The organism is Bacillus sp. 204(2023), from assembly GCF_037027505.1.
Taxonomy (GTDB): Bacteria; Bacillota; Bacilli; order Bacillales; family Bacillaceae; genus Bacillus; species Bacillus subtilis.
Map to the genome: position 1 here is coordinate 74,551 of NZ_JAXCHE010000001.1, position 21,070 is coordinate 95,620.

18 protein-coding genes and 1 pseudogene are annotated in these 21,070 nt (G+C 44.0%); 17 read left to right on the forward strand and 2 right to left on the reverse strand.

What is annotated here, in order from left to right:
- Positions 1–160: 160 nt before the first annotated feature.
- The 9 genes and pseudogenes from citZ (at position 161) to coaE (ending at position 11,510) form a co-directional block, all read left to right on the forward strand.
- Entirely contained in the window at positions 161–1,279 is a 1,119-nt protein-coding gene (gene citZ / locus WA279_RS00390; RefSeq protein ID WP_336153817.1) for a citrate synthase, read from the forward strand.
- Positions 1,280–1,443: 164 nt separating this feature from the next.
- Positions 1,444–2,715 carry an NADP-dependent isocitrate dehydrogenase gene (gene icd, locus WA279_RS00395; RefSeq protein WP_014477637.1) on the forward strand — a complete coding sequence of 424 codons (1,272 nt, stop codon included), beginning with the start codon at positions 1,444–1,446 and terminating at the stop codon, positions 2,713–2,715.
- Positions 2,716–2,758: 43 nt separating this feature from the next.
- The gene (gene mdh, locus WA279_RS00400) at positions 2,759–3,697 is read left to right on the forward strand and encodes a malate dehydrogenase (RefSeq protein WP_003237775.1); all 939 of its coding nucleotides are present in this window, start codon (positions 2,759–2,761) and stop codon (positions 3,695–3,697) included.
- Between the two features lie 211 nt (positions 3,698–3,908).
- The gene (gene phoP, locus WA279_RS00405) at positions 3,909–4,631 is read left to right on the forward strand and encodes a two-component system response regulator PhoP (protein WP_336153821.1); all 723 of its coding nucleotides are present in this window, start codon (positions 3,909–3,911) and stop codon (positions 4,629–4,631) included.
- On the forward strand, positions 4,624–6,363 hold the full coding sequence (phoR, locus tag WA279_RS00410) for a sensory box histidine kinase PhoR (RefSeq protein WP_336153823.1): 1,740 nt from the start codon (positions 4,624–4,626) through the stop codon (positions 6,361–6,363). The genes phoP and phoR overlap by 8 nt, the downstream gene beginning before the upstream one ends.
- A gap of 243 nt (positions 6,364–6,606) precedes the next feature.
- On the forward strand, positions 6,607–9,249 hold the full coding sequence (gene polA / locus WA279_RS00415; protein ID WP_336153825.1) for a DNA polymerase I: 2,643 nt from the start codon (positions 6,607–6,609) through the stop codon (positions 9,247–9,249).
- A gap of 22 nt (positions 9,250–9,271) precedes the next feature.
- Positions 9,272–10,102: a DNA-formamidopyrimidine glycosylase gene (mutM, locus tag WA279_RS00420; RefSeq protein WP_283933660.1), complete on the forward strand. Its 831-nt coding sequence runs from the start codon at positions 9,272–9,274 to the stop codon at positions 10,100–10,102.
- A 148-nt stretch (positions 10,103–10,250) separates the two neighbouring features.
- Positions 10,251–10,901 (forward strand): annotated as a pseudogene (gene ytaF, locus WA279_RS00425) (sporulation membrane protein YtaF); the annotation flags it as partial.
- 15 nt (positions 10,902–10,916) lie between these two features.
- The gene (gene coaE / locus WA279_RS00430; protein ID WP_251187613.1) at positions 10,917–11,510 is read left to right on the forward strand and encodes a dephospho-CoA kinase; all 594 of its coding nucleotides are present in this window, start codon (positions 10,917–10,919) and stop codon (positions 11,508–11,510) included.
- Between the two features lie 42 nt (positions 11,511–11,552).
- On the opposite strand, the gene ytbE is transcribed toward coaE, so the two are convergent.
- Both ytbE and WA279_RS00440 read right to left on the reverse strand, forming a co-directional pair.
- A complete protein-coding gene (ytbE, locus tag WA279_RS00435; protein WP_181217332.1) occupies positions 11,553–12,395 on the reverse strand; it encodes an aldo/keto reductase YtbE in 843 nt (280 codons plus the stop codon).
- A gap of 23 nt (positions 12,396–12,418) precedes the next feature.
- Complete coding sequence (locus tag WA279_RS00440) at positions 12,419–13,606, reverse strand: MFS transporter (RefSeq protein WP_072175322.1); 1,188 nt, start codon at positions 13,604–13,606, stop codon at positions 12,419–12,421.
- Between the two features lie 183 nt (positions 13,607–13,789).
- Here WA279_RS00440 and WA279_RS00445 point away from each other — a divergent pair, with 183 nt between their 5' ends.
- From WA279_RS00445 to ytxC, 8 genes are all read left to right on the forward strand, one after another.
- Positions 13,790–14,170, forward strand: a complete 381-nt coding sequence (locus WA279_RS00445) for a winged helix-turn-helix transcriptional regulator (RefSeq protein ID WP_021480292.1) — start codon at positions 13,790–13,792, stop codon at positions 14,168–14,170.
- A gap of 205 nt (positions 14,171–14,375) precedes the next feature.
- Complete coding sequence (locus tag WA279_RS00450; protein ID WP_072173604.1) at positions 14,376–15,398, forward strand: glyceraldehyde-3-phosphate dehydrogenase; 1,023 nt, start codon at positions 14,376–14,378, stop codon at positions 15,396–15,398.
- A 238-nt stretch (positions 15,399–15,636) separates the two neighbouring features.
- A complete protein-coding gene (gene speD / locus WA279_RS00455; protein ID WP_003223584.1) occupies positions 15,637–16,017 on the forward strand; it encodes an adenosylmethionine decarboxylase in 381 nt (126 codons plus the stop codon).
- Positions 16,018–16,290: 273 nt separating this feature from the next.
- Positions 16,291–16,749: a transcriptional regulator NrdR gene (gene nrdR, locus WA279_RS00460; RefSeq protein WP_003223586.1), complete on the forward strand. Its 459-nt coding sequence runs from the start codon at positions 16,291–16,293 to the stop codon at positions 16,747–16,749.
- A gap of 114 nt (positions 16,750–16,863) precedes the next feature.
- Positions 16,864–18,282 carry a replication initiation membrane attachment protein DnaB gene (dnaB, locus tag WA279_RS00465; RefSeq protein ID WP_336153835.1) on the forward strand — a complete coding sequence of 473 codons (1,419 nt, stop codon included), beginning with the start codon at positions 16,864–16,866 and terminating at the stop codon, positions 18,280–18,282.
- Positions 18,283–18,309: 27 nt separating this feature from the next.
- Complete coding sequence (gene dnaI / locus WA279_RS00470) at positions 18,310–19,245, forward strand: primosomal protein DnaI (RefSeq protein WP_336153837.1); 936 nt, start codon at positions 18,310–18,312, stop codon at positions 19,243–19,245.
- 33 nt (positions 19,246–19,278) lie between these two features.
- A complete protein-coding gene (locus tag WA279_RS00475; protein ID WP_003229468.1) occupies positions 19,279–19,920 on the forward strand; it encodes a TVP38/TMEM64 family protein in 642 nt (213 codons plus the stop codon).
- A 78-nt stretch (positions 19,921–19,998) separates the two neighbouring features.
- Positions 19,999–20,844 carry a putative sporulation protein YtxC gene (gene ytxC, locus WA279_RS00480; protein ID WP_336153839.1) on the forward strand — a complete coding sequence of 282 codons (846 nt, stop codon included), beginning with the start codon at positions 19,999–20,001 and terminating at the stop codon, positions 20,842–20,844.
- Positions 20,845–21,070 lie beyond the last annotated feature (226 nt).

The window sequence follows — 21,070 nt, forward strand, 5'->3', positions numbered from 1 at the left end:
TATGTTCTTTCATAAGCAAAGAGTTTTAGTACCAGCAGCCAGTAAAATGTAAGCATTTTCTTTTTGGGGGAGAGAAATACTTGCATCGTGCTTTTTAAGTAAGCCTCATGTTTTTACAACACTCTTAAAGGGGAAATTTATTGAAAAGGAGATGTTATATATGACAGCGACACGCGGTCTTGAAGGGGTTGTAGCAACAACATCATCTGTTAGTTCTATTATTGATGATACCCTTACATATGTGGGGTATGATATCGATGATTTGACAGAGAATGCAAATTTTGAAGAAATCATCTACTTGCTTTGGCATCTAAGGCTGCCAAACAAAAAAGAGCTTGAAGAGTTAAAGCAGCAGCTTGCAAAGGAAGCTGCCGTTCCGCAAGAAATTATTGAGCACTTCAAATCTTATTCCCTCGAAAATGTTCATCCCATGGCTGCTCTTCGGACAGCAATTTCATTACTAGGCCTGCTTGACAGCGAGGCTGATACCATGAACCCGGAAGCCAACTACAGAAAGGCGATCCGCCTTCAGGCAAAGGTGCCTGGCCTGGTTGCAGCGTTTTCCAGAATTCGCAAGGGTCTTGAGCCTGTTGAACCGAGAGAAGATTACGGTATTGCGGAGAATTTTCTTTACACATTAAACGGTGAAGAGCCTTCACCAATTGAAGTTGAAGCCTTCAACAAAGCATTGATTTTACATGCTGACCATGAGCTGAACGCGTCAACGTTCACAGCGAGGGTCTGCGTCGCAACACTTTCTGACATCTATTCAGGCATTACTGCAGCAATCGGCGCGCTGAAAGGGCCTCTTCACGGCGGAGCGAATGAAGGCGTTATGAAAATGCTGACAGAAATCGGTGAAGTGGAAAATGCTGAGCCGTACATCCGCGCTAAACTTGAAAAGAAAGAAAAAATCATGGGATTCGGCCACCGTGTGTATAAGCATGGTGATCCGCGCGCGAAGCATCTGAAAGAAATGAGCAAGCGCCTGACCAACCTGACAGGCGAAAGCAAATGGTATGAGATGTCGATTCGTATAGAAGACATCGTCACATCAGAGAAAAAGCTTCCGCCTAACGTTGATTTCTATTCGGCTTCTGTATATCACAGCCTCGGTATTGACCATGATTTGTTTACACCGATTTTTGCTGTAAGCAGAATGTCCGGCTGGCTCGCTCATATTCTTGAGCAGTATGACAACAACCGTCTGATCCGCCCGCGGGCAGATTACACAGGCCCTGACAAACAAAAATTCGTTCCGATTGAAGAAAGAGCCTAAAGAACCATTGGAGGCTGGCTTGCGTCAATGAGGTTAGCCTCTTGTTCAGAACATCAAAATTGGGTTACACTTTAAATTGAATGTTGGGAAAAATCATTTTGTTTTCTATATAAGAAAAATAAAATGTTTTCTAAATATGAATTACATACTGGGAGGTTTTTATTGTGGCACAAGGTGAAAAAATTACAGTCTCTAACGGAGTATTAAACGTACCAAACAACCCGATTATCCCATTTATCGAAGGAGACGGAACCGGTCCTGATATTTGGAACGCGGCTTCGAAGGTTTTGGAAGCAGCAGTAGAAAAAGCATACAAAGGCGAAAAGAAAATTACATGGAAAGAAGTTTACGCCGGAGAAAAGGCTTATAATAAAACAGGTGAGTGGCTCCCTGCTGAAACATTAGATGTGATCCGCGAATATTTCATCGCGATTAAAGGCCCGTTAACGACACCTGTCGGCGGCGGTATCCGTTCTTTGAACGTAGCGCTCAGACAAGAGCTTGACCTATTCGTCTGCTTAAGACCTGTAAGATACTTTACTGGAGTGCCGTCACCGGTAAAACGCCCTGAAGATACTGATATGGTCATCTTCCGTGAAAATACAGAAGATATTTACGCAGGCATCGAGTATGCAAAAGGCTCTGAAGAAGTGCAAAAGCTTATCAGCTTCCTTCAAAATGAGTTAAACGTCAACAAAATCCGTTTCCCTGAGACATCAGGTATCGGCATTAAGCCTGTTTCAGAAGAAGGAACAAGCCGCTTGGTTAGAGCTGCCATTGATTATGCGATCGAGCATGGCCGCAAATCTGTAACGCTTGTTCACAAAGGAAACATCATGAAGTTCACAGAAGGCGCCTTCAAAAACTGGGGCTATGAACTTGCTGAAAAAGAATACGGAGATAAAGTCTTCACATGGGCTCAATATGACCGCATTGCTGAAGAAGAAGGAAAAGACGCTGCCAACAAAGCGCAAAGCGAAGCGGAAGCAGCAGGAAAAATCATTATCAAAGACAGCATTGCTGACATTTTCCTTCAGCAGATCTTAACGCGTCCAAACGAGTTTGATGTCGTTGCGACAATGAACTTGAACGGAGATTACATTTCTGATGCTCTTGCTGCGCAAGTCGGCGGAATCGGCATTGCTCCTGGAGCGAACATCAACTACGAAACAGGACATGCTATTTTCGAGGCGACGCACGGAACGGCTCCTAAATATGCAGGCCTTGATAAAGTAAACCCATCTTCGGTTATTCTTTCAGGCGTTCTGCTTCTTGAGCATTTAGGATGGAACGAAGCGGCTGATTTGGTTATCAAATCTATGGAAAAAACAATCGCTTCTAAAGTCGTAACTTACGATTTTGCTAGATTAATGGACGGCGCGACTGAAGTGAAATGTTCAGAGTTCGGAGAAGAACTGATCAAAAACATGGACTAAGCAAGGAAAAAGCCTAAAACTAGCCATAAAGGAGAAGAGAGACATGGGAAATACTCGTAAAAAAGTTTCTGTTATCGGAGCAGGTTTTACCGGAGCTACAACTGCATTTTTAATCGCTCAAAAAGAGCTGGCAGACGTTGTTCTTGTTGACATTCCGCAATTGGAGAACCCGACAAAGGGAAAAGCGCTTGATATGCTTGAAGCAAGCCCGGTTCAAGGCTTTGACGCAAAAATTACGGGAACATCCAATTACGAGGATACAGCTGGCTCTGACATTGTTGTCATTACAGCCGGTATCGCAAGAAAACCTGGTATGAGCAGAGATGATCTGGTCTCTACAAACGAAAAGATTATGAGAAGCGTTACGCGGGAAATCGTGAAATATTCTCCTGACTCTATTATTGTGGTGCTGACAAATCCTGTTGATGCAATGACATACGCGGTGTACAAAGAATCAGGCTTCCCTAAAGAGCGTGTAATCGGCCAGTCCGGTGTGCTTGATACGGCAAGATTCAGAACATTTGTGGCAGAGGAATTAAACCTGTCAGTGAAAGATGTGACTGGTTTCGTACTCGGCGGACACGGTGACGATATGGTGCCGCTTGTGCGTTATTCTTATGCTGGCGGTATCCCGCTTGAAACTCTTATTCCGAAAGAACGGATTGACGCAATTGTGGAGCGCACTAGAAAAGGCGGAGGCGAAATCGTGAATCTTCTTGGAAACGGAAGCGCGTATTATGCGCCTGCGGCTTCTCTGACAGAAATGGTCGAAGCGATCTTGAAAGATCAGCGCCGCGTCCTTCCTACAATTGCTTATCTTGAAGGGGAATACGGCTATGAAGGCATCTACCTTGGTGTTCCTACAATTGTAGGCGGCAACGGTCTTGAGCAAATCATTGAACTTGAACTGACAGACTATGAAAGAGCGCAGCTGAATAAATCAGTTGAATCTGTCAAAAATGTCATGAAAGTATTATCCTAATAAAAAGAGAGAAAGGCTTGCTTAATACAGCCTTTCTCTTTTTACTATAAATGAAAGCGTTATCATTGACATCTATATTTCTTTTAAAAATGATGTAAAAGGCGAATTGTCGGAATGTCCTGCTTTCGCTAAAATAAAATCATGAAACATGTTAAGATGACATAAAATAGAGAAATAGGATGTCGGGGAATTATAATACTGGAGGCACAGCATGAACAAGAAAATTTTAGTTGTGGATGATGAAGAATCTATTGTTACTCTTTTACAGTACAATTTGGAACGGTCAGGCTATGATGTCATTACCGCCTCGGATGGGGAAGAAGCACTCAAAAAAGCGGAAACAGAGAAGCCTGATTTGATTGTGCTTGATGTGATGCTTCCAAAATTGGACGGAATCGAAGTATGCAAGCAGCTGAGACAGCAAAAACTGCTGTTTCCCATTTTAATGCTGACAGCGAAGGATGAGGAATTCGACAAAGTATTAGGGCTTGAGCTCGGTGCTGATGATTATATGACCAAGCCGTTCAGTCCAAGGGAAGTAAATGCGAGAGTAAAAGCGATTTTAAGGCGTTCGGAAATGGCTGCGCCCTCTAGTGAGATGAAGAATGATGAAATGGAAGGCCAGATCGTAATTGGCGATCTGAAAATCCTGCCTGATCATTATGAAGCGTACTTTAAAGAAAGTCAGCTTGAACTGACACCGAAAGAATTCGAACTGCTGCTCTATTTAGGCAGACATAAAGGCAGAGTTCTGACAAGAGACCTGCTGCTGAGCGCAGTCTGGAATTATGATTTTGCCGGAGATACGAGAATTGTTGATGTGCACATCAGCCATCTTCGCGACAAAATTGAAAACAATACCAAAAAACCGATCTACATTAAAACGATTAGGGGATTGGGGTATAAACTGGAGGAGCCAAAAATGAATGAATAAATACCGTGTGCGCCTTTTTTCTATATTCGTTGTCTGTATGATTCTGGTGTTTTGTGTTCTCGGGCTGTTTTTACAGCAGCTTTTTGAAACATCTGATCAAAGGAAAGCAGAAGAACACATTGAAAAAGAAGCAAAATACTTGGCTTCGCTTCTTGATGCCGGCAATCTGAATAATCAAGCAAATGAGAAAATCATTAAAGATGCAGGCGGCGCGCTTGATGTGAGCGCATCCGTTATTGATACAGACGGCAAGGTGCTGTATGGGTCAAACGGGAGATCGGCTGATTCCCAAAAGGTGCAGGCGCTTGTTTCTGGCCATGAGGGTATTCTGTCAGCAACAGATAACAAGCTTTATTACGGACTTTCACTTAGAAGCGAAGGTGAAAAAACAGGATATGTGCTGCTTTCCGCCTCTGAAAAAAGCGACGGCTTAAAAGGCGAATTGTGGGGGATGCTGACGGCCAGTCTTTGTACCGCATTTATCGTCATTGTTTATTTTTATTCCAGCATGACTTCACGTTATAAAAGGTCAATTGAGTCAGCGACAAATGTAGCCACAGAACTCTCTAAGGGCAACTACGATGCACGGACGTACGGCGGCTATATTAGGCGTTCTGATAAGCTAGGACATGCGATGAACAGCCTTGCCATTGATCTGATGGAAATGACGCGAACGCAGGAAATGCAGCGGGATCGGCTGCTGACAGTCATTGAAAACATTGGCTCCGGGCTGATTATGATCGACGGAAGAGGCTTTATTAATCTCGTAAACAGATCTTACGCCAAGCAGTTTCATATCAATCCGAATCATATGCTGCGCCGTCTTTATCACGATGCATTTGAACATGAAGAAGTGATCCAGCTTGTCGAAGACATTTTTATGACGGAGACAAAGAAATGCAAACTGTTAAGACTGCCGATCAAAATAGAACGGCGTTATTTTGAAGTGGACGGCGTTCCGATTATGGGGCCGGACGATGAATGGAAAGGAATTGTGCTTGTTTTCCATGACATGACGGAAACGAAGAAATTAGAGCAGATGAGGAAGGATTTTGTGGCCAATGTTTCTCATGAGCTGAAAACACCGATTACGTCCATAAAAGGGTTTACGGAGACGTTATTGGACGGGGCGATGGAAGACAAAGAGGCGCTTTCTGAATTTCTCTCTATTATTCTTAAGGAAAGCGAAAGGCTTCAGTCTTTGGTTCAGGATTTGCTCGATCTCTCAAAAATCGAGCAGCAAAATTTCACGCTCAGTATCGAAACGTTTGAGCCGGCCAAAATGCTTGGTGAGATTGAAACGCTTCTGAAGCATAAGGCGGGTGAGAAAGGCATCTCCTTGCACCTGAATGTCCCGAAAGACCCTCAATATGTATCTGGTGACCCGTACAGGCTGAAACAGGTATTTCTTAATCTCGTAAACAATGCATTAACCTACACGCCTGAGGGGGGCTCCGTGGCTATCAATGTAAAGCCCAGAGAAAAAGACATTCAGATTGAGATTGCCGATTCTGGAATCGGAATTCAGAAAGAAGAAATTCCGCGCATCTTTGAACGCTTTTACCGCGTAGATAAAGACAGAAGCAGGAATTCGGGCGGAACAGGGCTCGGCCTTGCGATTGTCAAGCATTTAATAGAGGCTCATGAAGGGAAAATTGATGTCACAAGCGAGCTTGGACGGGGAACTGTCTTTACCGTGACGCTGAAACGGGCCGCTGAAAAGTCCGACTAATGTTTACAAAGGTTTAACAATATCTTCATGCACTGTTAAACCTATGCTGGTAGGATGTAGTAGAACCCCTTCATCCAAGGAGCCAATTTTGACGGCGGGAACCTATTTGTGTTCCCGTCCTTTTTTGTGTCTTCTCTTATAGTTCACGTATTTTCCTTTCAAATTGAACTTTGTTAAAATAAGAGGAGCTAATGACTATGTAAGAGATGAATGGAAGCCTGAGGCTTCTTAGGAGGAAATTGAATGACGGAACGAAAAAAATTAGTGCTTGTAGACGGAAACAGTCTGGCTTACCGGGCGTTTTTTGCATTGCCGCTGTTAAGCAATGATAAAGGTGTTCATACGAATGCTGTATACGGCTTTGCGATGATTTTGATGAAAATGCTTGAGGATGAAAAACCGACGCACATGCTGGTTGCGTTTGATGCCGGGAAAACAACATTTCGTCACGGCACATTTAAAGAATATAAAGGCGGCAGACAGAAAACCCCGCCTGAGCTTTCCGAACAAATGCCGTTTATCCGCGAGCTGCTGGATGCCTACCAGATCAGCCGCTATGAACTGGAACAATATGAAGCGGATGATATTATCGGCACACTGGCCAAATCGGCTGAAAAAGACGGATTTGAAGTTAAGGTTTTCTCAGGAGATAAGGATTTAACCCAGCTGGCAACGGACAAAACGACAGTTGCCATTACGAGAAAGGGAATTACCGATGTTGAATTTTACACACCGGAGCATGTCAAAGAGAAATATGGGCTTACGCCTGAACAAATCATTGACATGAAGGGTCTGATGGGCGATTCCTCAGATAATATTCCGGGTGTGCCCGGCGTCGGAGAAAAGACTGCGATTAAGCTTTTAAAACAATTTGATTCCGTTGAAAAGCTGCTGGAGTCCATTGACGAGGTGAGCGGAAAGAAATTGAAGGAAAAGCTTGAGGAGTTTAAGGATCAGGCATTGATGAGCAAGGAGCTTGCGACAATTATGACGGATGCTCCGATTGAGGTATCTGTTTCCGGCCTGGAATATCAGGGCTTTAATCGTGAACAGGTCATTGCCATCTTTAAAGATCTTGGCTTCAACACGCTTCTTGAACGGCTTGGAGAAGACAGTGCAGAAGCAGAACAGGATCAATCGTTGGAAGACATTAATGTCAAAACAGTCACAGACGTGACAAGCGATATATTGGTTTCTCCATCCGCATTTGTCGTTGAACAGATTGGCGATAATTATCATGAAGAGCCGATCCTCGGATTTTCGATCGTAAATGAAACGGGAGCTTATTTCATTCCGAAAGACACTGCCGTTGAGTCTGAGGTGTTTAAAGAATGGGTGGAAAATGACGATCAGAAGAAATGGGTCTTCGACAGCAAGCGGGCTGTTGTCGCTTTGCGCTGGCAGGGCATTGAGCTGAAAGGAGCCGAGTTTGATACGCTCCTTGCGGCTTATATCATCAACCCGGGCAATTCATATGACGACGTTGCGAGTGTGGCTAAGGATTACGGCCTGCATATCGTTTCAAGTGATGAATCAGTTTATGGAAAAGGAGCAAAACGAGCAGTGCCGTCAGAAGACGTACTGTCTGAGCACCTTGGCCGAAAAGCGTTAGCGATTCAAAGCCTTCGGGAAAAGCTCGTTCAGGAGCTGGAAAACAACGACCAGCTTGAACTGTTTGAAGAGCTGGAAATGCCTCTTGCGCTTATTCTCGGCGAAATGGAATCAACTGGCGTCAAGGTCGATGTTGACCGTTTAAAACGGATGGGTGAAGAACTGGGTGCGAAGCTGAAGGAATACGAAGAAAAAATCCATGAGATTGCGGGAGAGCCGTTTAACATCAATTCTCCGAAACAGCTAGGCGTCATCTTATTTGAAAAGATCGGCCTTCCTGTCGTAAAGAAAACGAAAACAGGCTATTCTACGTCTGCCGATGTGCTTGAAAAGCTGGCTGACAAGCATGATATTGTCGACTATATTTTACAGTACAGACAAATTGGCAAGCTTCAATCAACATATATCGAAGGGCTTTTAAAGGTGACGAGACCGGATTCGCATAAAGTGCACACGCGATTTAACCAGGCCTTAACGCAAACTGGCCGTCTCAGCTCGACTGATCCGAACCTGCAAAACATTCCGATCAGGCTTGAGGAAGGGCGGAAAATTCGCCAAGCTTTTGTGCCGTCTGAAAAAGACTGGCTCATTTTTGCAGCCGATTATTCACAAATCGAGCTGCGGGTGCTTGCCCATATTTCAAAGGATGAAAATCTGATCGAAGCTTTTACAAATGATATGGATATTCACACGAAAACGGCAATGGATGTGTTCCATGTCGCTAAGGATGAAGTGACATCTGCGATGAGACGCCAGGCGAAAGCGGTCAACTTTGGCATTGTTTACGGGATCAGCGATTACGGTCTGTCACAGAACCTCGGCATTACTCGGAAGGAAGCGGGAGCATTTATCGACCGCTATCTGGAAAGCTTCCAAGGCGTAAAAGCGTACATGGAAGATTCAGTACAGGAAGCGAAGCAAAAAGGATACGTAACAACGCTTATGCATCGCCGCCGCTACATCCCTGAGCTGACGAGCCGGAACTTTAATATCCGAAGTTTTGCGGAGCGGACTGCCATGAATACGCCGATTCAAGGAAGCGCCGCTGATATTATCAAAAAAGCCATGATTGACATGGCTGCCAAGCTGAAAGAAAAACAGTTGAAAGCAAGGCTTCTGCTTCAAGTACACGATGAATTGATTTTTGAGGCACCGCAGGAAGAAATTGAAATTCTTGAAAAGCTTGTTCCAGAAGTGATGGAGCATGCGCTTGCATTAGATGTGCCGTTAAAGGTGGACTTTGCATCAGGCCCATCTTGGTACGATGCGAAATAAACAGAGATAGGAAGTGATGGATGTGCCGGAATTACCAGAGGTTGAGACGGTCCGGCGCACTCTGACCGGGCTTGTAAAGGGAAAAACAATCAAATCGGTAGAGATCAGATGGCCGAATATCATCAAACGGCCTGCCGAACCGGAGGAATTTGCGCGAAAACTAGCAGGAGAAACGATACAGTCCATCGGAAGACGAGGAAAGTTTTTACTGTTTCATTTAGATCATTATGTTATGGTTTCTCACCTACGAATGGAAGGAAAATACGGTCTTCATCAAGCCGAGGAGCCTGACGATAAACACGTGCATGTCATATTCACGATGACGGATGGAACCCAGCTTCGGTACAGGGATGTGCGGAAATTTGGAACCATGCACTTATTTAAACCGGGAGAAGAAGCGGGCGAGCTCCCGCTTTCTCAGTTAGGGCCGGAGCCGGATGCAGAAGAATTTACAAGTGCGTATTTAAAAGAACGGCTTACGAAAACAAACCGCGCTGTCAAAACTGCCCTACTGGATCAAAAAACGGTAGTTGGACTAGGGAACATTTATGTGGATGAGGCTCTTTTCAGAGCGGGTGTCCATCCCGAGACAAAAGCAAATCAATTATCAGATAAAACAATCAAAACCCTTCACGCTGAAATCAAAAACACTCTGCAGGAGGCGATTGATGCGGGCGGAAGCACAGTCCGTTCATATATCAACTCCCAAGGGGAAATCGGAATGTTCCAGCTGCAGCATTTTGTGTACGGAAAAAAAGACGAGCCATGCAAAAATTGCGGAACGATGATTTCGAAAATTGTCGTTGGAGGAAGAGGCACGCATTTTTGCGCAAAGTGCCAGAAAAAAAAGTAGCATAATGCTTCATCGTCCAAGCTGTCGGTGCATATATCAGTAACTCTGTAATGGAGGATGCCATTTTCGAAACACGGATTTTTCACTTTCCCATATATATGATTGTGATGAATCCCGGGCATTTCACATCTGATACAAGAGCACCAACAGAAAGGAAGAAACGGATATGCAAATGGTTTCTATACTGCTGCTGGCGTTGGCTGTCAGCTTGGACAGTTTTTCAGTCGGATTTACGTACGGATTGAGAAAAATGAAAATACCGTTTAAAGCGATTTTGGTTATCGCCTGCTGTTCCGGTGCTGTCATGTTTATATCCATGCTGATCGGAAGCTTTCTCACGAAGTTTTTTCCTGTATATGTGACGGAGAAGCTTGGCGGTTTGATATTGGTTGGAATCGGTGCGTGGGTTCTGTACCAATTCTTCAAACCGGCAAAAGATAAAGAATACCTATTGCATGAAAAAACGCTGCTTAATTTAGAGGTTCGGTCATTAGGGATTGTGATTCATATTTTGAGAAAACCCATGAGTGCGGATATCGACAAATCGGGTGTGATCAACGGAATTGAGGCGGTCTTATTGGGATTTGCCTTATCGATTGATGCCTTTGGAGCAGGTATAGGCGCAGCCATTCTCGGTTTTTCACCGATTGTGATGAGCATCGCCGTGGCAATCATGAGCTCGCTGTTTGTATCAATTGGAATCAATGCCGGCCATTTTCTGTCTAAGTGGAAATGGATCGATAAAATGGCGTTTTTGCCGGGGCTTCTATTAATCACGATTGGGCTCTGGAAATTGTAAAAAGGAGTGGATCTCTTGACCTTAGTCATTGGTTTAACGGGAGGAATAGCTAGCGGCAAAAGCACGGTAGCCAATATGCTGATTGAAAAAGGAATAACAGTTATAGATGCAGATATCATTGCAAAACAAGCGGTAGAAAAAGGGATGCCGGCCTACCGGCAAATCATTGACGAATTTGGTGAAGACGTACTGCTCTCAAATGGCGATATAGATAGAAAAAAGCTTGGAGCGCTGGTATTTACAAATGAACAAAAACGTCTCGCTTTAAATGCAATTGTTCATCCCGCAGTCAGGCAGGAAATGCTCAATCGCCGTGATGAAGCCGTTGCAAATCGGGAGGCATTTGTTGTATTGGATATCCCGCTATTGTTCGAAAGCAAATTGGAATCATTGGTTGATAAAATTATTGTGGTCAGTGTGACAAAAGAGCTTCAACTGGAACGTCTGATGAAGCGCAATCAGCTGACGGAAGAAGAAGCAGTCAGCCGTATCCGCTCTCAAATGCCCTTAGAGGAAAAAACAGCAAGAGCAGATCAAGTCATTGATAACAGCGGCACGCTTGAAGAGACCAAAAGGCAGCTTGATGAAATCATGAACAGCTGGGCATAATACAAAAAAACACCGTTCATATTGAACGGTGTTTTTTTGCCATTAAAAATCAAAGTTGTCCGGATCAGGACCGACGCGCAAGTTTTCATTCAGTGCATCGATTCGGTTCATGTCATCCTGCGTTAATTCAAAGTCAAATACGCTTGCGTTTTCTTTAATTCGGTGTTCCTTCGTTGATTTAGGAATCGTAATGATGCCATGCTGCAGATCCCAGCGCAAGATAATTTGTGCGACAGATTTGTTATATGTTTGAGCGATGTCAGCCAATACAGGATGATCCAGAAGCTGTCCCTGCATTAAAGGTGACCAAGCCTCCATTTGGATGCCCTGATTTTGGCAGTATCTTATCAACTCTTTTTGTGTGAGGCGCGGGTGAAATTCCACTTGGTTAATCATAGGCTTGATTTCAGCTGCCGTCATCAGATCTTCAAGATGGTGAATTTGGAAGTTGCTTACGCCAATCGCTTTGATACGGCCTTCTTTATACAGCGTTTCAAGTGCTCTCCAAGCTTCTTTATACTTTCCTTCTACAGGCCAGTGGATGAGGTATAGATCCAAATAATCCAGACCGAGTTTGGACAGGCTTGTTTCAAATGCGGCGAGTGTTTCTTCGTAGCCTAAATCCGCATTCCATACTTTCGATGTAATAAACAGATCCTCTCTTGAAATGCCTGCTTTTTCAATGCCTTCCCGAATCCCTTCTCCGACTCCAGCTTCATTTCCATAGATAGCTGCAGTATCAATACTGCGGTACCCGTGAACAATGGCAGTTTTAACTGCGTTTACCAGTTCAGATCCTTCTTCCACTTGGAACACGCCGAGGCCGAACCAAGGCATTTCTACCCCATTATGAAGTGTTGCTTTTGCTTGTAAATGTGTTGTCATGTTCATTTCCTCCTTTAAAATTGTCAGGCTTCCTGCCGATCTCGTTTTTCCATTAAGCGGCTCCAGCCTGTTAAAATGACTGCACCGACCACCATTAATCCGCCTATCCAAGCGGTATGAATCAATCCGATTGAATCGGTGATCACACCGCCAAGGTATGACCCAAGCGCGATTCCTGCATTAAAGGCAGCGATATTCATTGCGGATGCGACGTCAACTGCACTCGGGACAAAACGCTCAGCCAGCATGACGACATACACCTGAAGGCCAGGCACGTTCATAAAGGCCAGCAATCCCATACAGAGAATGGTAATGAGCCCTGCTGCTTGATAGGGGGCTGTAAATGTCAGTACGAATAGAACGATTGCTTGTACGATAAACATATAGAATAAAGCGGCAATCGGATTTCGGTTTGACAGCTTTCCGCCAATCATATTGCCGATCGCGATAGCTATTCCGTATCCGAGCAGAATCACTGCAACAGTCCCGGCTTTGAAGCCTGTTACTTCCTGAAGCAGGGGAGACAGATACGTGAACACAACGAATGTTCCTCCGTATCCAAGCGCTGTAATGACAAATAAAAGCAATAACCGGCTGTTTGTCACAAGCTTCAATTGATCCCGCATCGTTGTTTTCGTCCCTTTTCGTAATTTGGACGGTACAAGAATGCCATTTGTAATGAAAGCAATGATTCCGACGGCGATAATGACCATAAAGGCGAAACGCCAGCCGAACTGCTGGCCGATAAATGTCCCAAAAGGAACTCCGGTTACAGTTGCCACAGTGAGGCCGGTAAACATAATTGAAATCGCGCTAGCCCTTTTATCCTCCGGGACAATATCCGCTGCGATTGTCGAACCGATCGACATAAACACACCGTGCGAAAATGCCGATATCACACGTGCTGCTAGTAAAATCCCGATGCTTGAAGCGGTTGCTGCCATCGTATTACCGGCAATAAAAATAAACATGATCCAAAGCAATAGTGTCTTACGTGACATGCTTGAGGTCAATGAAGTTAATATAGGTGCCCCAAATGTAACGCCGAGCGCATAAAGGGAAACGGTTAATCCTGCTGTCGTGACTGGAATATGCAGGTCATCAGCAATGAGCGGCAAAAGGCCGACACTGATAAATTCAGTTGTCCCTATTGCGAATGCACTTACGGCCAAAGCCAGTAGTGCAGGAATACTGCTTTTGGCTGAAGTCATGATGTTCCTCCTTTGTAAGATGTGTTGTATGATTGAAATTCTGCCGAGTAAGCTATATAAATAAAAAAGAGCAGATTCAAATCAGCTGGCAAATGTGATTATGAAACATATCGTTAAGAAATAAAAGTACGTACTTTGAAGTGCTATAGTCACTTTTTGGTGCCTGTGAGGAGAATGGATTGTATGGAGAAGAAAAAATATAACATTTCTGTTGAAGCGACTCTTGAAGTGATTGGAGGGAAATGGAAATGCGTCATTTTATGCCATCTGACGCACGGAAAAAAACGCACAAGCGAATTAAAACGCCTAATGCCCAACATCACGCAAAAAATGCTGACTCAGCAGCTGCGCGAGCTGGAAGCGGACGGTGTCATTAAACGAATCGTATATAATCAAGTTCCTCCCAAAGTGGAATATGAGCTCAGCGAATACGGCCGCAGCTTAGAAGGAATTTTAGATATGCTGTGTGCTTGGGGAGCGAATCATATTAACAGAGTGTACGGGGATACATTTTCTGTGCTAGAAGAAAGTGTGCTCAATGATAAGTTAAAACAGGAATCATAAAGCATGAGGGCAGTCAGTGCGGAGCGCTGGCTGCTTTTTGGTTCTTACGCCTGATATTCTGTGCAAGAAAACATAAGATGCATCATAAATTAGCGTTATAATCGTTGATTTTTATCAATATGTACTGGCGAATTCGTTTTAATGTGTTATACTAATTTTAGATAGCAACAAATTAGGATGGCATAATTGATAAGGGGTGTCCAACATGAAGGTAAAAGTAGCGATCAACGGGTTTGGAAGAATCGGAAGAATGGTTTTTAGAAAAGCGATGTTAGACGATCAAATTCAAATAGTGGCCATTAACGCCAGCTATTCCGCAGAAACGCTGGCTCATTTAATAAAGTATGACACAATTCACGGCAGATACGACAAAGAAGTTGTGGCTGGTGAAGACAGCCTGATCGTAAATGGAAAGAAAGTGCTTTTGTTAAACAGCCGTGATCCAAAACAGCTGCCTTGGCGGGAATATGATATTGACATAGTCGTCGAAGCAACAGGGAAGTTTAATGCTAAAGATAAAGCGATGGGCCATATAGAAGCAGGCGCAAAAAAAGTGATTTTGACCGCTCCGGGAAAAAATGAAGACGTTACCATTGTGATGGGCGTAAATGAGGACCAATTTGACGCTGAGCGCCACGTCATTATTTCAAATGCGTCATGCACGACAAACTGCCTTGCGCCTGTTGTAAAAGTGCTGGATGAAGAGTTTGGCATTGAGAGCGGTCTGATGACTACAGTTCATGCGTATACAAATGACCAAAAAAATATTGATAACCCGCACAAAGATTTGCGTCGGGCGCGGGCTTGCGGTGAATCCATCATTCCGACGACAACAGGAGCGGCAAAGGCGCTTTCGCTTGTGCTGCCGCATCTGAAAGGAAAACTTCACGGCCTCGCCTTGCGTGTCCCTGTTCCGAACGTCTCATTGGTTGATCTCGTTGTTGATCTGAAAACGGATGTTACGGCTGAAGAAGTAAACGAGGCATTTAAACGCGCTGCCAAAACGTCGATGTACGGTGTACTTGATTACTCAGATGAACCGCTCGTTTCGACTGATTATAATACGAATCCGCATTCAGCGGTCATTGACGGGCTTACAACAATGGTAATGGAAGACAGGAAAGTAAAGGTGCTGGCGTGGTATGACAACGAATGGGGCTACTCCTGCAGAGTTGTTGATCTGATCCGCCATGTAGCGGCACGAATGAAACATCCTTCTGCTGTATAAAATAAGGTCATGGACACATTTTAAAGAAAAAACCCTTAACAACATATTTCTGAAAAAACGCACCTTGCAAATTAGACTTAAACACAGTATACTATTTTTCGTGAACTTCTTGCTTGAGACTGTTTCGGAATTACTTAAAGGGTTAGGACCTCTCCGGACTAACTTTCCCCCGTGGTAAATGGCCGACCCAGTTGTTGGAATTTCACTTTTTAATTCTTGTTAAGGGGGGTCCATGACTATGGAAACAATGGGGCGTCACGTTATCTCCGAGCTATGGGGATGCGATTTTGATAAGCTGAATGACATGGATTTTATTGAAAAAACGTTTGTAAATGCTGCTCTAAAATCAGGTGCTGAGGTGCGCGAGGTTGCATTTCACAAATTTGCACCGCAAGGCGTAAGCGGAGTTGTGATTATTTCTGAATCACACTTAACGATTCACAGTTTTCCTGAGCACGGATATGCGAGCATTGATGTTTATACTTGTGGAGACTTAGATCCTAATGTCGCTGCTGATTACATTGCAGAGGCATTACATGCTGATACAAGAGAAAACATTGAAATACCAAGAGGAATGGGGCCTGTGCAAATTAAACAGGCGCAAGCGAAAGTACTATAAAGTAAATTGCGAACACAAAGGGAGCTGAAGCTAGAAAGCCATTATGCGCTTTTTAGCTTATGCTCCTTTTATTTTTATAAAGAAACGAGAGTGTCAGCTTTTTCTTTTTTCATTTTTTTTGTAAAATAAGAAGGAGATTTTCACAAACCACCTAATGCTATAGAAACAAATTTAACAACGGCTCTCCCGACAGATGCTGTCACATCTATTTTTAAAAGGCGGAGGCTGCCGAAAATACATTGCAGGGAACGATATAGTTGGGAGCTGATTTTATTGAAATGTCCTTCATGCCAGCATAACGGAACACGAGTCCTTGATTCACGGCCTGTGGATGACGGAAAGTCGATTCGCCGAAGACGCGAGTGCGAATCCTGCCACTACCGGTTTACGACCTTTGAGAAAGTGGAGGAAACCCCGCTCATCGTCGTGAAAAAAGAAGGTGTGCGTGAGGAATTCAGCAGAGAAAAAATGCTGCGCGGGCTCATAAAAGCATGTGAAAAAAGGCCTGTTTCACTCAAAACGCTTGAAGACATGTGCTTTGATATTGAAAAAGAACTTCGCAATCAAGGCTGCTCCGAGGTGAAGAGTGAGCTCGTCGGAGAAATGGTCATGGACCGGCTGGCTAAGATTGACGAAGTCGCATATGTGCGGTTCGCGTCCGTCTATCGGCAGTTTAAAGATATAAACGTCTTTATCGATGAATTAAAAGACTTAATAAAGAAAGAGCGTTAAAAGAGCTAAGAGGATTCTTCTAGCTCTTTTCTCATGTGCAAAATTGGCATTTGATAGATATAAGAAACGGTGTAAAATGAAAGGTAGAAACAAATTCGGAAGGTTTGAGAATGTATGGCTGACTATTGGAAAGATGTACTGCCTGTAGACCCGTATGTGGTTAAAAGCAGATCGATGCTGCAGGATATTGACAGACAAATTATTACACAACTGTACCAGCCCTTAATCGGCCCTGTTGCATTCTCTCTTTATATGACATTGTGGGGAGAGCTTGAACAAAACCGTCTGTGGGGCGGAGAGTCCACACATAGACAGCTGATGGGGATGACACAGTCCAACTTAAAAACGATCCATCAGGAACAGGGGAAGCTCGAGGGCATCGGATTGCTGAAAGTATATATGAAAGAATCCGAGCGGCAGGAGCGCCTCTTTATATATGAACTCCTTCCGCCGCTCAGACCAAATGAATTTTTTGAAGACGGAATGCTGAATGTTTTTCTGTATAATAGAGTCGGAAAAACGAAATATCAGCAATTAAAACAATTTTTTACGCACCCGGCCATTTCAGAAGATGCGAAGGACATTACGCGTCCGTTTAATCATGCGTTTGAATCGCTGCAGCCGAGTGAATGGAAGCTCACATCCGATATGGAGGAAACGGTAAGGCTTGCCGAGGGGACCGAGTATACTTCTGTCGGACGGTCTCCGTCCTACACCATAACGGAGGATGTGTTTGATTTTGATTTGTTTTTAGCGGGACTTTCTGAGACGATGATACCGAGAAAAGCGATGACCCAGCAGGTGCGGGACACAATCAAAAAGCTTTCTTATCTGTACGGAATTGACCCTTTGCAAATGCAAAATGTTGTAATGAGCGCAATTGATGAGCGTGACGTCATTACGACGGAGGCATTAAGAAAAGCGGCGAGCGACTGGTATCAAATTGAAAGAAACGGACAGCTGCCCGATTTGGTGGAAAAAACACAGCCGGTGCATCTGCGTGAAGGCGAAAAACCGGCAGAAGAGGATTCTTTGGATGGGAAGCTGATCGCATTGCTGGAGGCGATTTCCCCGAAGAAGCTTCTGCAGGACATTGCTGACGGAACAGAGCCGTCAAAAGCTGATTTGAAGATCATAGAAGAAATTATGTTCGAACAGAAGCTCGAGCCAGGCGTCACAAATGTGTTAATTTATTATGTCATGCTGAAAACCGACATGAAGCTGTCCAAAAACTATATCCAAAAAATCGCTTCGCATTGGGCACGCAAAAAGGTAAAAACGGTCAGGGAAGCGATGAAGCTCGCAATAGAAGAAAACCGCCAGTATCTTGAATGGGCTGAAGGAAAAACAAAGTCTTCGAAACGAAATCAAAAAGTGATTCGTGAAGAAAAGCTTCCTGATTGGATGACAGAAAAGGAAACAGCGTCCGATTCAGAATCCGGACAGCAGAAGCTGCATCCGCAGGATTTGGAAGAACAGAAGAAAAAGATGATGGAAGAAATGCAAAAACTGAAAAAATACTCTGCCTATTAAAGACAGAGATGCGAGGTGAAGGAATAGATGGAACCAATCGGCCGTTCTCTGCAGGGCGTAACCGGCAGGCCGGATTTCCAAAAACGTCTTGAACAAATGAAGGAAAAAGTCATGAAAGATCAAGATGTTCAAGCGTTTTTGAAGGAAAACGAAGAAATGATTGACCAAAAAATGATCGAAAAGAGCTTAAATAAGCTTTATGAATATATTGAACAAAGCAAGAATTGCTCCTATTGTTCGGAAGATGAAAACTGCAACAATTTGTTGGAGGGCTACCATCCGAAGCTTGTTGTCAATGGGCGGTCTATTGATATCGAGTATTATGAATGTCCAGTCAAACGGAAGCTCGACCAGCAGAAGAAACAAAAGTCTCTTATGAAAAGCATGTATATCCAGCAGGATCTTCTCGGAGCGACGTTCCAGCAAGTTGATATCAGTGACCCGAGCAGGCTCGCGATGTTTCAGCATGTTACAGACTTCCTGAAAAGCTATAATGAGACGGGAAAAGGGAAAGGATTATATTTATACGGGAAATTTGGGGTAGGAAAAACGTTTATGCTCGCTGCAATTGCCAATGAGCTGGCGGAAAAAGAGTACTCCTCCATGATTGTCTATGTGCCTGAATTTGTGAGAGAGCTTAAAAATTCGCTGCAAGACCAGACATTGGAAGAGAAGCTCAATATGGTAAAGACCACACCCGTATTGATGCTTGATGACATCGGAGCAGAATCAATGACAAGCTGGGTAAGGGATGAAGTCATCGGAACGGTGCTTCAGCACAGAATGTCCCAGCAGCTGCCAACGTTCTTTTCTTCTAATTTCTCACCTGACGAGCTGAAGCATCATTTTACGTATTCGCAAAGGGGGGAAAAGGAAGAAGTAAAAGCAGCAAGATTAATGGAGCGGATATTATATTTGGCTGCTCCGATCCGCCTTGACGGAGAAAACCGCCGCCATCCGTAACTGCTGCGGTTCAAAGGGGAAGGAACTGAGGGTATGAAACGAAAAACGGCTGTCAAATGGCTGGCAGTGCTTGCAGGTGCTGGTTTACTCTATTGGGGAAATAAAACGTATTTGAATGTATCGCCGAAAGAAATCAGGGTATGGGTATTGTCGTTCGGAGTCTTTGCACCTCTGATGTTTATCGGGATATCCATCGTAAGGCCACTTGTTTTATTTCCGGTGTCTGTTATTTCAATAGCTGGCGGACTTGCGTTTGGCCCGCTTCTCGGCACGCTTTATACGTTATTCGGTTCGATGTGCGCTTCAGCTGTTTCGTTTTTTGCGGCCGGTTTGTTTTCGGCGAAAAAGAACGGGCATTACGAAAGGCTTGAAGCCATTCAGAAGCAAATGGAGGATAACGGATTTTTCTATATTTTTCTTTTGAGAATCCTGCCGATCAATTTTGATTTCGTCAGCTATGCGGCAGGCCTTTCCAATGTCAAAGCGCTGCCGTATTTTGCCGCAACGGCTGTGGGAATCATCCCTGGGACGATTGCGCTTAATGTGCTGGGTGCGAGCTTTTTGGCTGGCAATCTGCCCGCTTTCTTTATGGTGCTCGCTTTGTATATCGTGTTTATCTCATTGCCGTTCATCTTCAGAAAGAAAATGCAAAACTTGTTCCAGGAATCAAATTAAGATTTGCCAGTGACCTTTACGTCTATTTTAAAAACATCCCCCATATACTTGTAACAGATGCCGTAAGGGGGGACAAACATGCTTGAAATAATCTTTGAAGATGACCATGATGCATCCGCTTTTTTACATCTCATTCAGCATTCGGACGATCGGAACAAGATCATTGTCCGTGAAGGCATACGAAAAATCGGGATTGAAAAAGCGAATCCGGCTTTTCCTATTCAGCGTTTTATGGAGCCGATTCTGGTCAAATTTTTTTTGGAATGCAAAGAAGACGAGCATATGCTGTCATTGATTGAGGAAACTTATTGTTTCACGGACCAGGATGAACAGCAGCAAATCCTTCAGCTCGCACACAGTATTATTGAAGGTGAAGCAGACGATCTTCCGTTTGAGCCGCTGAAGCTTTCACGGAAACAATCTATTTTGGATGAACTCCAAACGATCTGTTTAGAGGAAGGAGTATTTTACATTCGCTCCTTTCAGACCTTCCGACTTGGATCATACTATAAGCAGCTGAGAGATATTACAGAAGCAGCGATTGATGAATATAAGATGGAACAGGAATATCAAAACTTTATTCAAACACTCAGAGACTATGTGAACGCCAAACAGCCGCGAATCAAAAAAGTGCATATTGTCCATGATGGTTCCTTTACATTATGGGAGCTGCGCTATGTGCCGGAACGGGAAAAAATGAAATACATAGACAGAAGATTTGTCCGGGATCATCCTATGTATATTGATTCTCATTTGCTCGCGCCGCTGATTTCCATCGCGCCTGATGAAGTCGTGCTTTATACCGACCAGCCCGAGCACATGATGGCAAGGACCATTCAAAACGTATTTCAAGAGAGAGTGGAAATGCTCCCGCTGCATGCTTTTACAGATGCAGAAATACCGGTGAAGCACTCGGAAGGATGAGGGCCGGCAGCCTGTCTATATAAGGCTGTCGGTTTAAAAAAAGGAAACGCGATCGTGTTGATTTTTTGGATTGAACAATTTATAATACATAGGAGATTAAGAAAGACACACGTATTGATAAGGACACGAAGGAATGATACCGGCTCAAAGAGAGGGAAGCCCTGGCTGCAAGCTTCCCAGCTAAGGACCATTCGCTTTACCGCCTTTGAACTTCAGCTGTGAACCT

What these genes read in the sequence shown, in the direction of transcription:
- citZ (WP_336153817.1), top strand. Translation starts at nt 161, where the DNA reads ATGACAGCGACACGCGGTCTTGAAGGGGTTGTAGCAACAACATCATCT.
- mdh (WP_003237775.1), top strand. Translation starts at nt 2,759, where the DNA reads ATGGGAAATACTCGTAAAAAAGTTTCTGTTATCGGAGCAGGTTTTACC.
- phoP (WP_336153821.1), top strand. Translation starts at nt 3,909, where the DNA reads ATGAACAAGAAAATTTTAGTTGTGGATGATGAAGAATCTATTGTTACT.
- phoR (WP_336153823.1), top strand. Translation starts at nt 4,624, where the DNA reads ATGAATAAATACCGTGTGCGCCTTTTTTCTATATTCGTTGTCTGTATG.
- polA (WP_336153825.1), top strand. Translation starts at nt 6,607, where the DNA reads ATGACGGAACGAAAAAAATTAGTGCTTGTAGACGGAAACAGTCTGGCT.
- ytbE (WP_181217332.1), bottom strand. Translation starts at nt 12,395, where the DNA reads ATGACAACACATTTACAAGCAAAAGCAACACTTCATAATGGGGTAGAA.
- WA279_RS00440 (WP_072175322.1), bottom strand. Translation starts at nt 13,606, where the DNA reads ATGACTTCAGCCAAAAGCAGTATTCCTGCACTACTGGCTTTGGCCGTA.
- WA279_RS00445 (WP_021480292.1), top strand. Translation starts at nt 13,790, where the DNA reads ATGGAGAAGAAAAAATATAACATTTCTGTTGAAGCGACTCTTGAAGTG.
- WA279_RS00450 (WP_072173604.1), top strand. Translation starts at nt 14,376, where the DNA reads ATGAAGGTAAAAGTAGCGATCAACGGGTTTGGAAGAATCGGAAGAATG.
- speD (WP_003223584.1), top strand. Translation starts at nt 15,637, where the DNA reads ATGGAAACAATGGGGCGTCACGTTATCTCCGAGCTATGGGGATGCGAT.
- dnaB (WP_336153835.1), top strand. Translation starts at nt 16,864, where the DNA reads ATGGCTGACTATTGGAAAGATGTACTGCCTGTAGACCCGTATGTGGTT.
- dnaI (WP_336153837.1), top strand. Translation starts at nt 18,310, where the DNA reads ATGGAACCAATCGGCCGTTCTCTGCAGGGCGTAACCGGCAGGCCGGAT.
- WA279_RS00475 (WP_003229468.1), top strand. Translation starts at nt 19,279, where the DNA reads ATGAAACGAAAAACGGCTGTCAAATGGCTGGCAGTGCTTGCAGGTGCT.
- ytxC (WP_336153839.1), top strand. Translation starts at nt 19,999, where the DNA reads ATGCTTGAAATAATCTTTGAAGATGACCATGATGCATCCGCTTTTTTA.